Here is an 18,630-nt window from a genome sequence, read left to right as displayed (position 1 = left end):
GAGGGCGCGACAGGACCCGGGCAGACCGATCAAGGGCCGGTGCGCATTGCACCGGCCCTTTTCCTTTGGCCACAGAGGGGCTCAGGCAGGGGGGGCGACCTCGGCGCGGGCGGCGCACAACCGTCCGGCCAGGGCCGCGATGCGCTCGACCGCCTCGGCCAGTTCTTCGTCGGGCAAGGTCAGGCCGAGGCGGATCAGATGCCGGGCTTCTGCGCCGAAGCTGTCGCCGGGCATGACCGCCACGTGCTCTTCCTCCAATAGACGCCAGGCGAACGCCTCACCGCCCAGCCCGGTGGCCGAGACGTCGACCATCATGAACATGCCGCCTTGCGGCGGGAAGGAGGACAGCCCTTCGGCGTCCTCGAAGCTGGCTTGGCACGCTGCCGCCCGCCGGGCGAGCGAGGCGCGCAGCCGGTCGGCCGTGTCGTAGTCCCCGGTCAGCGCCGCTTCGGTCATGTCCGCGATGAAGGGCTGGTTGCCGAACAGCATCGTCTCCGAGATCGGCAGCACCAGACGCATCGCTTCGACGGGGCCAATGGCCCAACCGCTGCGGAACCCGGTTGCAGCGTGGCTCTTGGAGATCGAGGAGACCACGATCGTGCGCTCGCGCAGGTCTTCGATGTCCAGCGGAGAACAGAACTCGCCGTGGAAGATCAGCGATTCATAGACCTCATCGCAGATGATCCACAGGTCATGGGCGATGGCGATCTCGCCGATGGCCAGCATGGTGTCGTGGTCGATGACCGATCCACTGGGGTTGTGCGGGGTGTTCAGCAACAGCACGCGGCTTGCGGGTGTGATGGCGGCCAGAAGGTCGGCGGGCTGCGGGACGAAGCCATGCTCCATGCGCAGCGCGAAGGGCTGAACATGGGCTCCGGTCGCCTCGACCACGCCATCATAGGTGGCATAGTAGGGGTCGCCGATCAGCACGCCGTCACCCTCTTCGGCCAGAGCCAGCATCACGGCAAAAAGCGCCGTTTGGGTCCCCGGGAAGCACAGGATGTTTTCCGCGGTGATGCCGGGCAGGCGGGGGGCGTAGGTGTCCTGCAACGCCCGCACCAGACCGGCCTCGCCGCGACCATTGGAATAGCGGGTGCGGCCATCGCGCATGGATTGGGCACAGATCTCGATCAAGGCGGGATGCGTGGGGATGTCGGGCTCGCCGATGGTCAGTTCGATGATCTTTTCGCCGCGATCCATGCGGTCCCGGGCGGCATTGTGGACCGCCCACTTGTCGCCGCCCAGGTCCTTCAATCTGCGGGTGATCGCTGCATAATGCATGGTATTTCCTTGTTCTTCACGGTCTTTGCGCCGGCCCGGGCCGGGCGGGGCATGTGTTCAGGGGGCGACGGCGCGCAGCAGCGTGTCATCGGGCAGGCGCAGGATGCCTTCGGCGGCGCTCAGCGCGATGCGGGGCAGGCGGCCGGGATCGTAGAGGCCGTGCTCCAGCGAGCCTTCCAGCCAGAGGCCGTCGATCAGCCCGTTCAGGGCGATGGCGTGGCCATGGCAGGTTGCCGGATCCGCCGGGCGGTCGTACTGCACCAGAACCGGATGGATCAGCGTTTCCAGCAGATCCAGGAACTCGCGATAGCTGTCGCGGTGGATCTCGGCGTAGCGCGCTCCGGCGCGCACGCGACCGATGAACGTCGCCCAGAGAGAGACCTTGCGGGACGACAGGTTCGGCCGCATCACGTTGGCGGCAATGAAATGGGCCAGGGCCTGGGCTGGCCCTTCGGAGGCCGCATGTGCCGATTCGGCGGCGGCGCCCGTCAGGTTTCCCATCAGGTAGGCATAGGCGTCGTGCACCATTTCGTCCTTGGACGAGAAGTAATGGCGGATCAGTCCGGCCGAGACACCTGCGCGGTCGGCGATCTTGCGCACGCTGGCCCCGGCCATGCCGTCTTCGGCCAGGCAGTCCAGTGTCGCCTCGAGCAGGGCGTTGCGTCGGGCGTCTTCGCCCAGGCGTTGATAGCTGCGCCGGGTCAACTGGCGTCCTCCTGCATGTGATGGCCTGGCCAGTTTCGCTGGCTGACGTGCCGGCCATCAAGTGCTGCGTGTTCATTCTGCAAGCCGTGCCTCCGGGAAAACCGAAAGACGGGCGCTTTCTGCGCTCGGCGGCATCAAACGTGTCGACATTACTATACATTCGTACAACAGTTGGGTAAATAGGGTCCCGTACCCGAACCCGAAATACCCAAGGTCCTGTGCCGCAGATCAGAACTGCGCGCTGGCGGAAGGATACAGATGAACGACTTTGCGAATGATCCCGGCCCCGAGATCGACAGCCTCATCCGACAGGTCGAGGCGCGGTTGATCGAGATCCGGCGCGACATTCACGCTCACCCCGAAACAGGCTTCGATACCGTGCGCACTGCGGCCAAGGTCGCCGAGGAGTTGCACGCCCTCGGGCTGGAACCCCGGACCGGTGTCGGGCGCACCGGCGTTGTGGCGGAGATCAAGGGCGGTGCGCCCGGTCCCTGCCTGATCCTGCGCGCCGACATGGACGCCCTGCCGATCCAAGAGATGACGGGGCTGCCCTATGCCTCAACCATCCCCGGCAAAATGCATGCCTGCGGTCACGACCTGCACACCGCGGCACTGCTGGGCGCGGCCCATGCGTTGAAGGCGATGGCCCCGCAGTTGCGCGGCACCGTACGGTTGATCTTCCAGCCTGCCGAGGAAACGCTGGAAAGTGGCGCCGCCGCCATGATCGCGGACGGCGCGGCAGAGGGGGCGGATATGTCCATCGCCTTCCACAACCGTCCTGAACTGGAAGCCGGCAAGCTGATGCTGAACCGCGGGGCAGGGACCGCGTCGAGTGACGAGTTCAAGGTCACCATTCGCGGCAAATCGGGGCACGCGGCCCGACCACACGCCGCCATCGATCCGATCGTTGGCGCGGCCCATGTCATCGCGCAGTTGCAGACCATTATTTCACGCGAGATGGATCCGGGCCTGTCGGCAGTGCTGACCATCGGTCATATCGCGGGGGGCGAGACCCAGAACATCATCCCCGACAGTTGCATGTTCGAGGGCACGGCCCGTTGCCGCAGCGCGCAGTCGCGGGACCGCGTGGAAGACTCGTTCCGCCGGATCTGCACCAACGCCGCCGCGGCGATGAACCTTGAGGCCGAGGTGGATTACGTTCGCGGCGTGCCGGCGTTGATCAATGACGACGCCATGGTCGACCGGGCTGCAACGGCGCTGGAGGCGCAGTTCGGTCGCGTCCCCATCGTCACCGAGGCGGACAATTTCGGGGCCGAGGACTTCTCGCTGTTCAGCGAGCGGATGCCGTCGATCCAGATCCAGGTGGGCGCGCAAACGCCGGGCCGGGACGATCGCGTTCACAATTCCGACTACCAGCCCAATGAAAGCTGCATCGCGGACAGTGCCATCGCGCTGACCCGCATGGCTGCCGAACTGCTCGTCTGAGCGGATCGGGACACCATCACCAACAGAGGACTACACATGTTCAAGATCACCCGCGCCCTGGCCGGCGCCGCATTCTCCGCCACGCTTCTGGCTGTATCCGCCGCGTCGGCAGACGTGACCGATCGCACCATCGTCATCGCGACGGAAGGCTCTTTCCCTCCCTCCAACATGACCCGCCCCAACGGTGAACTCTACGGCTTCGAGATCGATCTGGTGAACGAGATCGCGGAACGCCAGGGCCTCAAGGTCGAAATGATCTCGCAGGCTTGGGATGGCATGATCCAGGGCCTGATCGACGGCAAGTACGACGCGATCGTCGACGGCGTCAGCATCACCGAGGCGCGCAAGGAAGTGGTGGATTTCACCCACAACTACACCACCGGCGGGTCGACCTTCGTCGTGATGAACGCCTCGGGCATCGATTTGCCGATGGATGGCGAGGTCGCGCAGCTTGACGACCCCGAAAGCATCGGCCCGGCTGTCGATGCCGTCGTCGAAGTCCTCGCCGGGAAGACCGTGGGCGTGCAGCAGGCGACGATCCAGTCGGCTTTCCTGGAAAAGTACCTTGAGGATCGTGACGTCACCGTGCGCACCTATCCCAACGGCCCCGACGTCTATCAGGATCTCAGCGTCGGCCGCATCGACGCGGGTATCGCCTCGGTCACCAATGTCCCGGCATTTCTTGAGAAGAACGCCGATACGGCAAGCGCGACCGGCCCGATCTTCATCGGTGGCGTCATGGGGGCGGGCTCCGGCCTGGCTGTGCAGAAGGGCGATGCCGAGCTGCAGGCGGCTCTGAACGCAGGTCTCGAAAGCATGGTGGCCGATGGCACGCTGGCCGAGCTGTCGAAGAAGTGGTTCGGCCTCGTCGTGACCCCGCAACAATACTGACGGTCGCATGACTTCTGAATTGTATCTTCTGGGCTTCGGCCCCGAGGGATGGGGGCCGGTGCTTGCACGTGCCGGCCTCATGACCCTCGCCGTTTCTCTCTCGGCCTTCCTGCTGGGCACCGTGCTGGGCACGCTGACCGTCTGGGGGCGGGTGTCGGGCAACCCCGTGACCCGCCGTATCGCCGAGACCTACGTCGTGGTCCTGCGTGGCATCCCTGACCTTCTGGTCATCTTCCTGTTCTACTTTGGCGGCCGTCAGGTGGTTTCCCTCGTCGGCACCGCCCTGGGCTTCGAAGGGCCGTTCGATATCAGTGGCTTTGTCGCGGGGATGTTGGCCATCGGGCTGATCTCGGGCGCGGGCCAATCCGAGGTGTTGCGCGGCGCCTACCAGGCCGTGCCGAAAGGCACGCTGGAAGCAGGCCGTGTCGTCGGCATGTCGCGCTGGCAGTTGTTCCGCCGGGTGACAGCGCCCCAGGCTATGGTCACGGCCATCCCCGGGATGGGGAACCAGTGGCAATCCGTCATCAAGGAAAGCGCGCTCGTGTCGGTGACCGGACTGGTCGAGACGATGCGACAGGTTTCGATCGCCGCCGGGACCACCCAGGAACACTTCCTGTTCTACACCGCGGCGGCCGTGATCTACCTGATCATCACGACCCTGTCCGACCAGGTCTTCCGCATGCTGGAGCGACGCAGCATGGCCGGCTATGCCGGAGGGTCGCACTGATGGATACGGTCTATCTTCTCGATCTCTTCAAGAAACTGCTCGGGGGGCTTCCCCTGACGCTGAATCTCGCCGTCTTTGCCCTGCTGGGTGGCTTCGCCATCGCCCTGCTGCTGAACCTTCTGCGCACGACCCGCATCGGCAACGCCGTGGCCGGGACCTATATCTTCTTCTTCCGGGGCACGCCGCTGCTGGTGCAGCTGTTCATGATTTACTTCGGGCTGGCGCAGTTCGAGTTCGTCCGGTCCAGCTTTCTTTGGCCACTGCTGCGCGAACCCTACTGGTGCGGCCTGATCGCGTTGATGCTGAACGATGCCGCCTACACCGCAGAAATCCTGCGAGGTGGCCTGCGCGCGGTGCCCAGGGGCGCTCAGGAAGCAGCCCGGGTCAGCGGCATGTCGCGGCTGCAGATCCTGCGCCGCGTGACCCTGCCGATCGCGGTGCGTCAGGCCCTCCCGGCCTACTCCAACGAAATCATCTCGATGCTGAAATCCACCGCGCTGGTCAGCATGATCAGCCTGATGGATGTCACCGGCATCGCCCGCGAAGCCGTGGCCGAAACCTGGCGGGCGGTCGAGATCTTCCTCTGTGCCGGCCTGATCTACCTGGTGCTTTCGCTCATCATCACCCGCGCCACGTCCTGGGCCGAACGTGCTCTCTCTCCCTGGCAATTTGGAGCAAGACAATGACCAACAATCTCCCCGCGGTCTCGGTCAAGGGACTGCACAAGAGCTTTGGCAGCCACGAAGTGTTGAAGGGCATCGACCTTGCGGCGCATGACGGCGACGTCATCTCTCTCATCGGGGCCAGCGGCTCGGGCAAGAGCACTCTGCTGCGTTGCATCCCCATGCTGGAAATTCCCAACAGCGGGTCGATCTCCGTGGGGGAGGCGCATATCACTCCGCGCGACGGCAAGCTGAGCCGGGCAGACGAACGCACCGCTCGTGCCATCCGCCGCGACCTCGGATTTGTGTTCCAGAACTTCAATCTCTGGCCGCATCGCACTGTGCTGCAGAACGTCGTGGAGGCGCCCATGATCGTGCAGCGCCGCAACAAGGCGGAATGCCGGGACGAGGCGATGGCGCTGCTGGAGAAGGTCGGCCTGTCGGACAAGGCCGATGCCTGGCCGAACCAGCTTTCGGGGGGGCAGCAGCAACGTGTCGCCATCGCCCGGGCGCTGGCGCAGAAGCCGCGCGCGCTCCTGTTTGACGAACCGACCTCGGCGCTGGATCCGGAACTTGTGGGCGAGGTGCTGAAGGTCATGCGCGACCTGGCGGATGAAGGGCGCACGATGATCATCGTCACTCATGAGATGGGCTTCGCGCGCGAGGTCTCAAGCCGTACGATTTTCCTGCATCAGGGGCTCGTCGAAGAGGACGGCACGCCGGAACAGGTCTTCGGAAATGCTCACTCCGAGCGGTGTCGCGCTTTCCTGAGTGGGTATTTCGACCGCGCTTGATGTGTGAGCTGTCCTGGACATATCGAAAACGCCCAGGATTTTTCCTGGGCGCAATCCTATGGGACCAGAAACTATACCGCACAGGCTGCACCCCGGCCTGAGACTTTGTGACTGGGGGTATGCTCTTGGGTTCGCTGAACCTGCAAAGAGCGGTAGAGGCTGTGCAAACCAAGAACATATGCCTGCTGGGGGCAAGCGGCAGTTCCCGTCGCGGCTGGACGGCGCGGCGCGGGCCGATTTCGAGCGTTACGGCTGGAGGCCGGCGCTGACCGCCGCGGCGATCACCGCCTTCTGGTAGGAGCTGTCGCCCGGGGCCTTCGACGGGCTGAACGGTTGGGTTGCCGGGATCACTCGGTCAGCAATATCTCTGGGCCGGCGGCCTTCAGCTCGGCAATCGAGGTCAGGCCCATCAGTTGCAGGGTGATCGCGGTTTCGGTCGCCAGCAGCCGGATCAGGTGATCGACGCCCGGCTCGCCCGCCGCCGCCACGGCCCAGGCGAAGGGGCGGCCCATCATGACGAAATCGGCGCCCAGGGCGATGGCCTTCACGATGTCGGACCCGCGCCGGAAGCCGCCGTCAATGAAGAGCATGGGGTCGGGGCCGAGCGCCGCGCGCACCGCCTTTAGCCGGGTGATGGTGGCCGGTCCGTGGTCGAGCTGTCGCCCGCCATGGTTCGACAGCACGATCCCGTCCATCCCTTCGGCGGCGGCGCGGGCGGCATCCTCGGGGTCGGAAATGCCCTTGATGATCAGCTCGCCGTCCCAGTCGGCGCGCAGCTGGCGCACCTTGTCCCAGGTCAGGTCGATATCGAGCCGTCCCGACAGGTTCCCGGCCTGGGCCAGCGCGCCGCGGCCGAACTCGGGCCGGCCGGCGACCAGTTCGACCTCCGGGAAGCCGCCGCGCAGGAGTGAGAGCGACCAGGCGGGGCGGGCAGCGAATTGCAGGAAGAGTGAGGGCGTGATGCGAGAGACAGAGCGGAAGCCGTTCCTGACATCGCGTTCGCGAACCGAGGTGATGGCGGTGTCGACCGTCAGGAAGATGCGTTTGACGCCGGTGGCGCGGCACTGGTCGAGGTAGGAGGCGTTCACCTCCGGGTCCCGGTCCAGGTAGAGCTGAAAGTCAGGCACGGTGCCCGCCGCCTGTTTCATCGTCGCCAGCCCGTTGATCGAGAAGGTGGAGATGACGCAGGGGGTGTCGGCGCGGGTCGCCGCGCGGTGGACGCAGATGTCGCCGTCGCGGTGGTAGAGGCCCATGAAACCGACGGGGCCGGGGCCGAAGGGCAGCGCGGCGGTGCCGGTCCCGAGGGGCGTGGTCAGATCGGCGGGGCCTAGGGGGTGCAACACGCGCTGGCGCAGCAGGTAGCGGTCGAAGCCTTCGCGGTTGCGGCGCAGCGTTGTCTCGGAAAAGGACCCGCCGTCGATGTAGTCGGCGAAGATCTTCGGCAGCTTGCGGCGGGCCGCGCGGGCGAAGTCGTCGGTGGTGACGAAGCGGCGGGAGAGGTCGGTCATGCGGGGCGGATCCGGTCGAAGAAATCGCTCATCCGGTCGCGGCCCGAGGTGGGCGGCGATCCGGCGGCCAGGGCCGTGGCCAAGCCGATCGCGGAGGAGGTGGGGGTATGCGCGCCCCCGCCCGCGCGCAGGTTCATCACCAGCGTCGGGCAGAGGAAGAGGGCGGTGCGGGACGGCAGGGCGCCAGGCGTGTCTTGGGCCGTGGTCGTCACCGCGTCATTCACCCGGGCGGCCCATGTCGGCGGCGACGGCGCAGTTGATGATCGTCTTCAACCCGCTGCTGTCGCCCGCCAGCAGGGATTCGTAGGCGTCCGGCACCGCCTCCAGCGGGATTTCGGCGGCGATGAAGGCTTCGAGCGCGGGCGCCAGATCGGGCAGCATCGGCGCCACCTCGAAGAACTCGGGCCCGTAGGCGTGACAGCCCAGCAGGGTGATTTCGCGCTCCACCAGGTGCACGGGGTCCAGGAGCGGTTTCGCGGCGCCAATGCCCACCAGGGCCAGGCGCGAACGGCCCGCGATGTTTTCGACCAGGGCGGAGATGACGGGCGCGGCGCCGGTCGTGTCGACGGCGAAGCGGAAGCGGGGCAGGGCGTCGAGCGTGGCGGGGGTGGCGCCGGTGGCCTCGCAGACCAGGTTCACCCGCGTCGCGTTCAGATCGATCACCCGGACGGGATGGCCGGCGCGGGTCAGCAGCAGGGCCACCAGCCCGCCGATCGGGCCACAGCCGGTGACCACCACCTCGGCGCCCTCGGGCGCATCCAGGCGTCGGACGGCGTGCAGGGCCACGGCCAGCGGTTCGACCATCGCCAGGTGCCGGTCCGGCACGCCTTCGGGGGCGGGGGCCACGTTGCGGGCGGGCAGGGTGACGGATTCGGCAAAGCCGCCGTCGATCTTCTCCCCCAGGAAGCCGAGATCGTCGCAGACCTGCCCGTTGCCTTCCAGGCAGGCGGGGCAGGTGCCGCAGATGTGGCGGCTGTCGACGATAACGCGCTGACCTTCGACCACATGGGCCACGTCGCTGCCGACCGCGGTGACGACGCCGGTAAACTCATGCCCGGCGACCGAGGGCGCGCGGCTGATCCAGGCGCCGGTGGCGTAATTGTGCAGGTCCGATCCGCAGATCCCGGCGGCGGTGACGCGCAGGGTCACCTCATCCGGCCGGGGCGGCAGAGGGGCGTCAATGGTTTCGAAACGCAGGTCGCGGGTGGCATGAAGACGGACGGCGCGCATGGGATCGGTCTCTCTTGGATCGGACGGGCAGGGGGCCACGGCGGGCGCGGCCCCCTCAGTTCACGCCGTCATTTTACGACTTCTTCAGATACTTCGCACGCATCTCGCTGACCGCGTTGGCGTGGGACGAGAAGCCCTCGTATTTCGCCAGGGTGTGGGCGGTCTCGGCCAGTTCCGGATAGCCCTTTTCGGTGACGTAACCGATGGAGGAACGGCGCAGGAAGTCGGTGACCGAGAGGGGCCCGTAGGTCTTCGCGCCCTTGGAGGTGGGCAGCACGGCGTTCGGACCCAAGGCGAAGTTGCCGATGGAGACGGGGGTGTGCGTGCCCATCAGGACCTCGGCCGCGTCGGTGATCTGGCCCAGGTATTCGAACGGTTTCTCCGACAGGATTTCCAGGTGTTCCGGGGCGTATTCGTTCACGAAGGCGCAGGCGTCGTCCATGTCGCGGGCCAGCACGATGCCGCCCGCGCCGTTGCACAGCACGGATTGCGAGAACGCGACGCGCTGGTCGGTCATTGCGGCCCAAAGCTCCGGCAGGGCCTCCAGCGCCTCGTCGATGACGCGCTGCGAGTTGGTGACCAGCCAAGCGGAGCTGTCGGGGCCGTGTTCGGCCTCGATCAGCAGGTCCATGGCGGCCAGCCCGCCGTGTACCGTGTCATCGGCCAGGATCATCACCTCGGACGGGCCGGCGGGCAGGCCGGGGTCGATGACGCCCGCCAGAAGGCGCTTGGCGGCGACCACCCAGGGGGAGCCGGGGCCGACGATCTTCTGCGCCTTCTTCACGGTTTCGGTGCCATAGGCGGCGGCGGCCACGGCCTGGGCCCCGCCGCATTTGTAGATGGTTTCCACGCCTGCAAGGCGGGCGGCGACCAGGGTGGCCGCGTCCACCTTGCCGTCGGGGCCGGGGGGCGTGAAGATCGCCAGGTTCGGCACCTTGGCCACGGCGCCCGGCACGGCGGTCATCATGGTGACGGACGGGAAGGAGCCCTTGCCACGCGGCACGTAGAGCGCGACCGAGTCAATCGGCGTCCAGCGGTCACCGGCGAAGGCGCCGGGGCTGACTTCCTTGAGCCACATGGGTTCCGGCGCCTGTTCCTCATGGAAGGTGCGGATGTTGCGGATGCCCTTGCGGATCGCCTCGATCACCTCTGGTTCCACCAGGTCGAAGGCCTCGTCGAATTCGCTTTCCGGCGCTTGCAGGATGTCGGCGGTCAGCCCTTCGGATTTGTCGAACTCGCGCCCGAAGCGGACTAGGGCGGCGTCGCCTTCGGTGCGCACGGCCTCGATGATCGGCGCGGCCTTTTCCAGGAAGAAGGACAGGTCGGCCTCGGACCGGTTGGTCAGGGCGGCGCGGTCTTCGGGCGAGAGGCCGGCGAGGCTGTGCTGGGTCACTTGGGGCATGGGAGCACCTTTTTCTTGGCGGCCCCGCGGGGCCTTCGGGAGAGCGGTCGGGGCTGTTCTAGCCGCCGGACCTGAATTGTATAGACTTATTGCGCCTGCGAAGCGGGACGCTGGCCGGGCAGTCGCGGATCTGCCTAGATTTTAGCCAGGAAACCGCCGTCGATGGCCAGGCATTGTCCGGCGATATAGCGCGCGGCGGAGGAGGCAAGGAAGAGGGTCGCGCCTTCGAGATCGTCGAGATTGCCGAGGCGGCCCATGGGCACGCTGTCGGTCATCGCCTGCACCCAGCCCTCATCCTCGTAGAAGGTCGAGGTGAGGCCGGTTTTGAAATACCCGGGCGCGATGGCGTTGACGCGGATGCCCAAGGGCGCCCATTCGGCGGCCATGGCGCGGGTCATGCCGAGGATGCCGGTTTTCGAGGCGGTATAGGGGGTGGCCGTGGGCACGCCCACGAAGGAGGTCAGCGAGGCCAGGTTGATGATCGCGCCGCCGCGCCCTTCCATGGATTTCGCTGCTGCCTGGGCGACGAAGAAGGCGCCCTTCAGGTTGGTGTCGACGATCTTGTCCCAAAGCGCCTCATCCACCTCCAGCGTGGGGCGCACGTCCTCGATGCCCGCATTGTTGACCAGCACGTCGAGGGGCGGCAGGTCCGACAGCCCCTCCTGCACGGCGGCGACCGATTGCTGATCCACGGCGCGGCAGATCACGTCGCGGCCAAGCGCGCGGGCCTCGGCGGCCGTGTCGTCCAGCGAGGGCAGGGCGCGGGCGGTCAGCACCAGGTCGGCGCCGGCGCGGGCAAAGGCCAGGGCCAGGGTGCGCCCGATGCCCCGACTGGCGCCGGTGACCAGCACCCGGCGGCCGGTGAAGTCGAAGGTGCAATCGGCGGGCAGCGGCGGAGTTTCGGCCATGGGAAGGTCACTTTCGCTTGACATGTCTAGACATAAATTGCCCCCTCCCCGGCGCCTAGTCAACGGAGTTCCCCCATGTCCGCAACCGAAATCGCCCTGCGCCCCGAACTGGCGGCGCTTGCCCCCTACAATTCCGGCCTGTCGTTGGAGGACGTGGCCAGCCGCTGTGGCGGGCGGCCCATTGCCAAGCTGGGCTCGAACGAGAACCCGCACCCGCTGCCCGACCCCGTGTGCGCGGCCATGGCGGAGGTGCTGGGGCGGACGCAGATGTACCCCGATCCGTCTGCCCGGGCGCTGGCGGCACAGCTGGCGGCGGTGACCGGGGTGGAGGCCGCGCGCATCGTCTTCGGCGACGGGTCGGAGGATCTGCTGAACGTGCTGGCCCGCGCGCTGTTGCAGACCGGCGACGAGGTGGTGACGCTCTATCCGTCCTTCCCGCTGCACGAGGATTACGCCCGGATGATGGGGGCGGAGGTCACGCGAATCGGCCTGACCGAGGGGCGTGAGATCGACATGGCCGCCCTGCTGGAGGCCGTGGCGCGGCCCGTGCGGCTGATCCTGCTGGCCAACCCGATGAACCCGGCGGGCGTCTGGCTGACGCCCGATCAGCTGGACCAGGTGCTGGCGGCGCAGCATCCCGACAGCGTGCTGTGTCTGGATGAGGCCTATGTGGAATATGCCGCCGGTCCCGACTACCTGCCCGGCACCGAACGGATCGGCGGCCACGCCAAACCGCTGCTGATCCTGCGCACCTTTTCCAAGGCCTGGGGGCTGGCGGCGCTGCGCATCGGTTACGGGCTGTCGAACAGCGACGCGCTGATTTCCGCGATGCACCTGGTGCGCACGCCCTTCAACGTCAACGCCGTGGCCCAGGCCGCCGCGCTGGCGGCGCTGTGCGCGCCGGAAGGCATGCAGGCCGCCGTGGCCGACACCCTGGCGGAGCGGGCGCGGGTCGCCGACGTCCTGCGCGGGCGGGGTCTGGAGGTGCTGCCGTCGAAGGGCAATTTCCTCTTCGTCAACGTCGCGCGCCCCTCCGGCCCGGTGGGCGAGGCGCTGATCGATCACGGGGTCATCGTGAAACCCTGGAAACAGCCGGGCTACGAGAGCTTCCTGCGCGTCTCCACCGGGCTGGCGGTGGAGAACGATCAGTTCCTGGGGGCGCTGGAGGCCGTGCTGTAGCCGCGCCGGGGGGCAGAAACCCTCTAGGCAGGCCTGGGTAATTATGTCTATACTTAATGGAGAACCTGACACGCCGACCCGGAGAGGCTCCATGACGACACGCAGGATCTGGATCAACGCGCGACTGGCCTGTGAGGCCAGGCTGCAGCAGATCGAGACCGAGGGCGGCAAGATCACCGCCATCGGCCCCGACCTGTCGCAGGCGGGGGCCGAGGTGGTGGACCTGGGCGGGCGGCTGGTGCTGCCCTCTTTCGTCGATTGCCACACCCACCTGGTTTTCGGTGGCGACCGCACGGGCGAGTTCGAGATGCGGCTGGAAGGCGCCGATTACCAGGACATCGCGCGGGCGGGCGGCGGCATCAAAGCCTCGATGCGGTTCACCCGCGAGCGTGACGTGGACCAGCTGGTGGCCGAAGCCCTGCCGCGCCTCGATGCGCTGCTGGCCGAGGGCACGTCCACCATCGAGATCAAGTCGGGCTACGGGTTGGACATCGAGAGCGAGCTGAAGATGCTGCGCGCCGCCAAACGGCTGGCGGAGCTGCGCCCCTTCCGTCTGCGCACCACCTGGCTGGCGGCCCATGCCCTGCCGCCCGAATACGCGGGCGACAAGGCGGGCTATATCCGCGAGGTGGCGATTGCCGGGCTGGAGGCCGCCCAGGCCGAGGGGCTGGTGGATGCCGTCGATGGCTTCTGCGAGGGGATCGCCTTTTCCGCTGAGGAGCTGGAGCCGCTGTTTGCCCGCGCAGGCGAGCTGGGCCTGCCGGTGAAACTGCACACCGAACAGCTGACCCGCTCGGGCGGCACCCTGATGGCCGCGCGCCATGGGGCCCTGTCGGTGGATCATTTCGAATATGCGACCGAGGAGGATGTGGCCGCCATTGCCGCCTCCGGCACCGTCGCGGTGCTGCTTCCCGGCGCCTATTACACCCTGAACGAGGTGCAGAAACCGCCCGTCGCCGCCCTGCGCGCCGCCGGCGTGCCCATGGCGCTGGCCACCGACTGCAACCCCGGCACATCGCCGCTGACCTCGCTGCTGATGACCATGAACATGGGCGCGGTCCTGTGGGGGATGACCGTGGCGGAATGCCTGGACGCGGTGACGACCCATGGCGCCCGCGCCCTGGGCCTTGGAGACGTGACCGGGCGGCTGGCCCCCGGCCTGTCGGCGGATTTCACCGTCTGGGATGCGGAACGACCCGCCCAGCTTGTTGGCCGGATCGGCCTGAACCCGATGCATATGCGAGTCTTTGAGGGAGCCGTGACCCATGGCTGAGACCAAGGTTGAACATCTGACCCCCGGCGCCGTGTCCCTGCGGGCCCTGGCGCGGATCTACTGGGACGGCGCGGGCATCACGCTGGATGACAGTGCCTGGCCCGCCATCGACGCTGCCGCCGCCCGCATCGCCGAGGTCGCCGCCGGCAATGCCGCCGTTTACGGCGTGAACACCGGCTTCGGCAAGCTGGCCTCGATCAAGATCGCGGTGGAGGATACGGCGACCCTGCAACGCAACCTGATCCTGTCGCATTGCTGCGGCGTGGGCGACCCGCTGGCGCCGGAGGTCACGCGGCTGATCATGGTGCTGAAGGTGATGTCGCTGGCGCGCGGCGCCTCGGGCATCCGGGCCGAGGTGGTGCGGCTGATGCTGAAGATGCTGGACCGCGACCTGCTGCCGCTGATCCCCGAACAGGGCTCGGTCGGGGCGTCTGGCGATCTGGCACCGCTGGCGCATTTGACCGCGACCATGCTGGGCGAGGGGGAGGCCATTTACCACGGCCGCCGGATGCCATCTTCGCAGGCCCTGGCCGAGGCGGGGCTGGAGGCGATCGAGCTCTCGGCCAAGGAAGGGCTGGCGCTGATCAACGGCACCCAGGCCTCCACCGCGCTGGCGCTGGCGGGGCTGTTCCGCGCCGAACGGGCGCTGATGACCTCGGTCGTGACCGGGGCGCTGTCGACGGACGCCGCCATGGGATCCACCGCGCCTTTCGCCGAGGAGATCCACACCCTGCGCGGCCATACGGGCCAGGTGGAGGTGGCGGCCTCCCTGCGCGCCCTGCTGGCGGGATCGAAGATCCGTGAGAGCCACCGCGACGATGACGAGCGGGTGCAGGACCCCTATTGCCTGCGCTGCCATCCCCAGGTCGGCGGCGCCTGCTTGGACCTTCTGCGCCAGGCCGCCCGCACGCTGGAGGTGGAGGCCAATGCCGCCACCGACAACCCGCTGGTGCTGTCGGACGGCAGCGTCGTGTCGGGTGGCAACTTCCATGCCGAGCCGGTGGCCTTTGCCGCCGATCAGATCGCCTTGGCCGTCGCCGAGATCGGCGCGATTGCGCAGCGCCGCATCGCCCTGCTGGTGGATCCGGCGCTGAGCTTTGGCCTGCCGGCCTTCCTGTCGCCGAACCCGGGGCTGAACTCGGGGCTGATGATCGCCGAGGTCACCTCTGCCGCGCTGATGAGCGAGAACAAGCAGTTGGCGCATCCGGCCTCCATCGACTCGACGCCCACCTCCGCCAACCAGGAGGATCACGTCTCCATGGCTTGCCATGGCGCGCGGCGGTTGGGTCTGATGACCCGCAACCTTTTCAACATCCTGGGCATCGAGGCGGTGACGGCGGCGCAGGGCGTGGCCCTGCGCGGGCCGTTGGAAACCTCGGCCCCGCTGAAAGCCGCCATCGCCGCGCTGCGGAGCCGCGTGGCGGAGCTGGGCGATGATCGCTACATGGCGCCCGACCTGGCCGCCGCCCATGACCTGGTGGCGGAAGGCGCGCTGATCCAGGGCCTGGGCGTGGCCCTGCCGGAGGTGGCGTGATGGATCCGGTTCAGATCGTTCAGGGCGACAGCCCGCTGGTGCTGGGCCTGCCGCACACCGGCACCTGGGTGCCCGAGGACATCCGCGCGCAGCTGAACGCCGAGGGCCAGCTGCTGCGCGACACCGACTGGCATATTCACCAGCTCTATGGCGGGCTGATCGACGGGGCGACGATGGTGCGCGCCAGCTTCCACCGCTACGTGATCGACGCCAACCGCGATCCCTCCGGCCAGTCGCTCTACCCCGGGCAGACGACCACCGGGCTGGTGCCCGAGACGACCTTCGACAACGTGCCGATCTGGGCAGAGGCCCCGGATGCGGCAGAGGTCTCGCACCGGGTGGCGCAGTATCACGCGCCCTACCATGCCGCGCTGGACGCCGAGCTGGCGCGGGTGAAGGCGATCCACGGCTATGCGGTTCTGTACGACTGCCACTCGATCCGCTCAGTCATCCCCTGGCTGTTCGAGGGCACGCTTCCCGATTTCAACATCGGCACCGACGGCGGCACCACCTGCGCGGCCCAGATCGAGGCCGCCTGCCGCGATGCCTGCGCTGCCACCGGGCAGAGCCATGTGGTGAACGGGCGCTTTCGCGGCGGCTGGACCACCCGGCATTACGGTCGCCCGGGTCGGGGTATTCACGCCATCCAGATGGAACTGGCCCAGTCCGCCTACCTGGAGACCGAGGATCTGCCCTCCGAGGTGGACGCCGAGAAGATCGCCACGCTGCGCCCGCAGCTGAAGGCCATCCTGACCGATATCCTGCAGGCCGCCGAGGCCGCCGCCCGGCCTGCTCCGCAGCTGCCGCGCCTTTGAGAGAGGACCCCAGACATGACCAACCCCCGTCACAACACCCGCGACATCTTCCCCCCCACCGGGACCGAGCTGACCGCGAAAAGCTGGGTCACCGAGGCGCCGCTGCGGATGCTGATGAACAACCTGCACCCGGACGTGGCCGAGAATCCGCATGAGCTGGTGGTGTACGGCGGCATCGGCCGCGCGGCGCGCACCTGGGAGGATTTCGACGCCATCTGCGACAGCCTGAAGACGCTGGAGGCGGATGAGACGCTGATCGTCCAGTCGGGGAAGCCGATTGCCGTGATCCGCACCCATGCGGATGCGCCCCGCGTGCTGATCGCCAATTCGAACCTGGTGCCCAATTGGGCCAATTGGGAGCATTTCAACGAGCTCGATAAGAAGGGCCTGATGATGTACGGCCAGATGACCGCCGGGTCCTGGATCTACATCGGGGCGCAGGGCATCGTGCAGGGCACCTATGAGACCTTCGCCGAGGCGGGGCGTCAGCATTACGAGGGCGACCTGAGGGGCAAGTGGATCCTGACAGGCGGTCTGGGCGGCATGGGCGGCGCACAGCCGCTGGCGGCCGTCATGGCCGGCGCCTGCTGCCTGGCGGTGGAATGCGACGAGACCCGCGCCGATTTCCGCATCCGCACCCGGTACTGCGACGAGAAGACCCACGACCTGAACGAGGCGCTGGCGATGATCGACCGTTGGACCAAGGCCGGCGAGGCGAAATCCGTGGCGCTGATCGGCAATGCCGCCGAGGTCTTCCCGGAGATCCTGCGCCGCGTCGAGGCGGGCGAGGCCCTGCCGAACGGTCGGCCCGATATCGTCACCGACCAGACCTCGGCCCACGACCCCTATCATGGCTACCTGCCCAAGGGCTGGACCGTGGCCGAATGGCGGGCGAAGCAGGAAAGCGAGCCGGAGGCGGTGAACCGTGCCGCGCGGGCCTCGATGAAGGATCACGTGGCGGCGATGGTCGGTTTCTGGAACGCCGGGATCCCGACACTGGATTACGGCAACAACATCCGCCAGATGGCGCAGGAAGAGGGGCTGGAAAACGCCTTCGCCTTCCCCGGTTTCGTGCCCGCCTACATCCGCCCGCTGTTCTGCCGCGGCATCGGGCCGTTCCGCTGGGCCGCGCTGTCGGGCGACCCGGAGGACATTTACAAGACCGACCAGGCGATGAAGGAGCTGTTCCCGGAGAACGAGGGGCTGCACCGCTGGCTGGACATGGCGCGCGAGCGGATCGCGTTCCAGGGTCTGCCCGCGCGAATCTGCTGGATCGGCCTGGGCGATCGCCACCGCGCGGGGCTGAAGTTCAACGAGATGGTCGCCAATGGCGAGCTGAAGGCGCCGGTGGTGATCGGGCGCGATCACCTCGACAGCGGCTCGGTCGCCTCGCCCAACCGGGAGACGGAGGCGATGCGCGACGGCTCCGACGCCGTGTCGGACTGGCCGCTGCTGAACGCGCTTGTGAACACCGCCTCGGGTGCCACCTGGGTGTCGCTGCACCACGGCGGCGGGGTCGGCATGGGCTTTTCCCAGCACGCCGGGGTCGTTATCTGTGCCGACGGCACGCCCGAGGCCGCCAGGCGGTTGGAGCGGGTGCTGTGGAATGATCCCGCGTCGGGCGTCTGGCGCCATGCGGATGCGGGTTACCCGGAGGCGATCGAATGCGCGAAGGAACACGGGCTGAACCTGCCCCGGATCCTCGGATGACAGGCAGGATACACAGGGCGGCAGAGCGGGGCTTTGCCCCCTGGAAGAACGGCGGCGGCGAGACGGCAGAGGTGATCTGCCATCCCGCCGGCGCAGGGTTCGAGGATTTTCAGTGGCGGATCAGCACGGCGAAGGTCGGCGGATCCGGCCCCTTCTCGGTCTTTCCCGGCATCGACCGGGTGCTGACCGTGCTGGAGGGCGGCGCCATGCTGCTGCGCTTCGAGGACGGATCGGTCATCGAGACGGACCCGGGCAGCGGGCCGCATCCCTTCGACGGCGGACTGGCCTGTGAGGCGGAACTGCCGGGGACGGGTCTTTTGGACCTCAACCTGATGGTGCGCGCACCGCTGCGCGGGGTCGTGCTGCAACCGGGGGAGGCTGTGGCGGGCGCGGCTGTGTTGGGCGCCTATCTGTTCGCGCGCGAGGATCGGGCGGAGGTGGGCCTGGGGCGGTACGATCTGGTGGAGCTGGACGGCGCGCCGGAGGCGGTGCCCGCGGGGTGCCTGCTGATCCTCATTCTTGAGGAGTGAAAGGTTGCCCCTCCGGTCTGGCTGAGGATCGGAGG

At 67.6% G+C, this 18,630-nt stretch carries 18 protein-coding genes; 11 read left to right on the top strand and 7 right to left on the bottom strand.

The features are described from left to right. Positions 1–81: 81 nt before the first annotated feature. Both CVM50_RS08005 and CVM50_RS08000 read right to left on the bottom strand, forming a co-directional pair. The gene (locus CVM50_RS08005; protein WP_085888708.1) at positions 82–1,281 is read right to left on the bottom strand and encodes a pyridoxal phosphate-dependent aminotransferase; all 1,200 of its coding nucleotides are present in this window, start codon (positions 1,279–1,281) and stop codon (positions 82–84) included. A 57-nt stretch (positions 1,282–1,338) separates the two neighbouring features. Further along, positions 1,339–1,986 carry a TetR/AcrR family transcriptional regulator gene (locus tag CVM50_RS08000; RefSeq protein ID WP_085888707.1) on the bottom strand — a complete coding sequence of 216 codons (648 nt, stop codon included), beginning with the start codon at positions 1,984–1,986 and terminating at the stop codon, positions 1,339–1,341. Between the two features lie 258 nt (positions 1,987–2,244). Between CVM50_RS08000 and CVM50_RS07995 the strand changes: the two genes are divergently transcribed. From CVM50_RS07995 to CVM50_RS07975, 5 genes are read left to right on the top strand one after another with little or no spacing between them, the layout of a single operon-like run. Next, positions 2,245–3,432 (top strand): M20 metallopeptidase family protein, encoded by a 1,188-nt coding sequence (locus CVM50_RS07995; protein ID WP_085888706.1) that lies wholly within the window; start codon positions 2,245–2,247, stop codon positions 3,430–3,432. Positions 3,433–3,468: 36 nt separating this feature from the next. After that, a complete protein-coding gene (locus CVM50_RS07990) occupies positions 3,469–4,323 on the top strand; it encodes a transporter substrate-binding domain-containing protein (RefSeq protein ID WP_085888705.1) in 855 nt (284 codons plus the stop codon). A 7-nt stretch (positions 4,324–4,330) separates the two neighbouring features. Next, positions 4,331–5,050, top strand: a complete 720-nt coding sequence (locus CVM50_RS07985; RefSeq protein WP_085888704.1) for an ABC transporter permease — start codon at positions 4,331–4,333, stop codon at positions 5,048–5,050. After that, on the top strand, positions 5,050–5,736 hold the full coding sequence (locus CVM50_RS07980; RefSeq protein ID WP_085888703.1) for an ABC transporter permease: 687 nt from the start codon (positions 5,050–5,052) through the stop codon (positions 5,734–5,736). Before CVM50_RS07985 ends, CVM50_RS07980 begins: the two co-directional genes overlap by 1 nt. Then, entirely contained in the window at positions 5,733–6,506 is a 774-nt protein-coding gene (locus CVM50_RS07975) for an ABC transporter ATP-binding protein (protein ID WP_085888702.1), read from the top strand. The genes CVM50_RS07980 and CVM50_RS07975 overlap by 4 nt, the downstream gene beginning before the upstream one ends. Positions 6,507–6,853: 347 nt before the next feature. On the opposite strand, the gene CVM50_RS07970 is transcribed toward CVM50_RS07975, so the two are convergent. The 5 genes from CVM50_RS07970 to CVM50_RS07950 all read right to left on the bottom strand — a co-directional run bounded on the left by CVM50_RS07970 (position 6,854) and on the right by CVM50_RS07950 (position 11,554). Next, complete coding sequence (locus CVM50_RS07970; protein ID WP_085888701.1) at positions 6,854–8,014, bottom strand: alpha-hydroxy acid oxidase; 1,161 nt, start codon at positions 8,012–8,014, stop codon at positions 6,854–6,856. After that, positions 8,011–8,238, bottom strand: coding sequence for a hypothetical protein (locus tag CVM50_RS07965; protein ID WP_232618188.1), 228 nt, complete (start codon positions 8,236–8,238; stop codon positions 8,011–8,013). Before CVM50_RS07965 ends, CVM50_RS07970 begins: the two co-directional genes overlap by 4 nt. Beyond that, the gene (locus tag CVM50_RS07960; protein WP_085888699.1) at positions 8,231–9,244 is read right to left on the bottom strand and encodes a zinc-dependent alcohol dehydrogenase; all 1,014 of its coding nucleotides are present in this window, start codon (positions 9,242–9,244) and stop codon (positions 8,231–8,233) included. Before CVM50_RS07960 ends, CVM50_RS07965 begins: the two co-directional genes overlap by 8 nt. Positions 9,245–9,317: 73 nt before the next feature. Then, complete coding sequence (gene hisD, locus CVM50_RS07955; RefSeq protein WP_085888698.1) at positions 9,318–10,646, bottom strand: histidinol dehydrogenase; 1,329 nt, start codon at positions 10,644–10,646, stop codon at positions 9,318–9,320. A gap of 134 nt (positions 10,647–10,780) precedes the next feature. Continuing rightward, positions 10,781–11,554: an SDR family NAD(P)-dependent oxidoreductase gene (locus CVM50_RS07950; RefSeq protein ID WP_085888697.1), complete on the bottom strand. Its 774-nt coding sequence runs from the start codon at positions 11,552–11,554 to the stop codon at positions 10,781–10,783. A 75-nt stretch (positions 11,555–11,629) separates the two neighbouring features. Here CVM50_RS07950 and hisC point away from each other — a divergent pair, with 75 nt between their 5' ends. The 6 genes from hisC (at position 11,630) to CVM50_RS21700 (ending at position 18,595) form a co-directional block, all read left to right on the top strand. Continuing rightward, positions 11,630–12,733: a histidinol-phosphate transaminase gene (gene hisC / locus CVM50_RS07945; RefSeq protein ID WP_085888696.1), complete on the top strand. Its 1,104-nt coding sequence runs from the start codon at positions 11,630–11,632 to the stop codon at positions 12,731–12,733. Between the two features lie 91 nt (positions 12,734–12,824). Further along, on the top strand, positions 12,825–14,006 hold the full coding sequence (gene hutI, locus CVM50_RS07940; protein ID WP_085888695.1) for an imidazolonepropionase: 1,182 nt from the start codon (positions 12,825–12,827) through the stop codon (positions 14,004–14,006). Further along, the gene (gene hutH / locus CVM50_RS07935; protein ID WP_085888694.1) at positions 13,999–15,540 is read left to right on the top strand and encodes a histidine ammonia-lyase; all 1,542 of its coding nucleotides are present in this window, start codon (positions 13,999–14,001) and stop codon (positions 15,538–15,540) included. The genes hutI and hutH overlap by 8 nt, the downstream gene beginning before the upstream one ends. Then, positions 15,540–16,355, top strand: coding sequence for an N-formylglutamate deformylase (gene hutG, locus CVM50_RS07930; protein ID WP_085888693.1), 816 nt, complete (start codon positions 15,540–15,542; stop codon positions 16,353–16,355). The genes hutH and hutG overlap by 1 nt, the downstream gene beginning before the upstream one ends. Positions 16,356–16,370: 15 nt before the next feature. Beyond that, a complete protein-coding gene (hutU, locus tag CVM50_RS07925; RefSeq protein ID WP_085888692.1) occupies positions 16,371–18,065 on the top strand; it encodes a urocanate hydratase in 1,695 nt (564 codons plus the stop codon). Then, on the top strand, positions 18,062–18,595 hold the full coding sequence (locus tag CVM50_RS21700) for a HutD/Ves family protein (protein ID WP_085888691.1): 534 nt from the start codon (positions 18,062–18,064) through the stop codon (positions 18,593–18,595). Before hutU ends, CVM50_RS21700 begins: the two co-directional genes overlap by 4 nt. The last annotated feature ends 35 nt before the right edge of the window (positions 18,596–18,630 follow it).

This window comes from Pseudooceanicola marinus (assembly GCF_002786295.1).
GTDB lineage: Bacteria > Pseudomonadota > Alphaproteobacteria > Rhodobacterales > Rhodobacteraceae > Pseudooceanicola > Pseudooceanicola marinus.
This window is presented reverse-complemented; position numbering and strand designations above follow the sequence as displayed.

Bases quoted from the DNA above. Each gene is read 5' to 3' on its own strand.
- CVM50_RS07985 (WP_085888704.1), top strand. From the start codon at position 4,331: ATGACTTCTGAATTGTATCTTCTGGGCTTCGGCCCCGAGGGATGGGGG.
- CVM50_RS21700 (WP_085888691.1), top strand. From the start codon at position 18,062: ATGACAGGCAGGATACACAGGGCGGCAGAGCGGGGCTTTGCCCCCTGG.
- CVM50_RS07950 (WP_085888697.1), bottom strand. From the start codon at position 11,554: ATGGCCGAAACTCCGCCGCTGCCCGCCGATTGCACCTTCGACTTCACC.
- hutH (WP_085888694.1), top strand. From the start codon at position 13,999: ATGGCTGAGACCAAGGTTGAACATCTGACCCCCGGCGCCGTGTCCCTG.
- hutU (WP_085888692.1), top strand. From the start codon at position 16,371: ATGACCAACCCCCGTCACAACACCCGCGACATCTTCCCCCCCACCGGG.
- CVM50_RS07970 (WP_085888701.1), bottom strand. From the start codon at position 8,014: ATGACCGACCTCTCCCGCCGCTTCGTCACCACCGACGACTTCGCCCGC.
- CVM50_RS07975 (WP_085888702.1), top strand. From the start codon at position 5,733: ATGACCAACAATCTCCCCGCGGTCTCGGTCAAGGGACTGCACAAGAGC.
- CVM50_RS07995 (WP_085888706.1), top strand. From the start codon at position 2,245: ATGAACGACTTTGCGAATGATCCCGGCCCCGAGATCGACAGCCTCATC.
- hutI (WP_085888695.1), top strand. From the start codon at position 12,825: ATGACGACACGCAGGATCTGGATCAACGCGCGACTGGCCTGTGAGGCC.
- hutG (WP_085888693.1), top strand. From the start codon at position 15,540: ATGGATCCGGTTCAGATCGTTCAGGGCGACAGCCCGCTGGTGCTGGGC.
- hisC (WP_085888696.1), top strand. From the start codon at position 11,630: ATGTCCGCAACCGAAATCGCCCTGCGCCCCGAACTGGCGGCGCTTGCC.
- CVM50_RS08005 (WP_085888708.1), bottom strand. From the start codon at position 1,281: ATGCATTATGCAGCGATCACCCGCAGATTGAAGGACCTGGGCGGCGAC.
- CVM50_RS07980 (WP_085888703.1), top strand. From the start codon at position 5,050: ATGGATACGGTCTATCTTCTCGATCTCTTCAAGAAACTGCTCGGGGGG.
- CVM50_RS07990 (WP_085888705.1), top strand. From the start codon at position 3,469: ATGTTCAAGATCACCCGCGCCCTGGCCGGCGCCGCATTCTCCGCCACG.
- CVM50_RS07960 (WP_085888699.1), bottom strand. From the start codon at position 9,244: ATGCGCGCCGTCCGTCTTCATGCCACCCGCGACCTGCGTTTCGAAACC.
- hisD (WP_085888698.1), bottom strand. From the start codon at position 10,646: ATGCCCCAAGTGACCCAGCACAGCCTCGCCGGCCTCTCGCCCGAAGAC.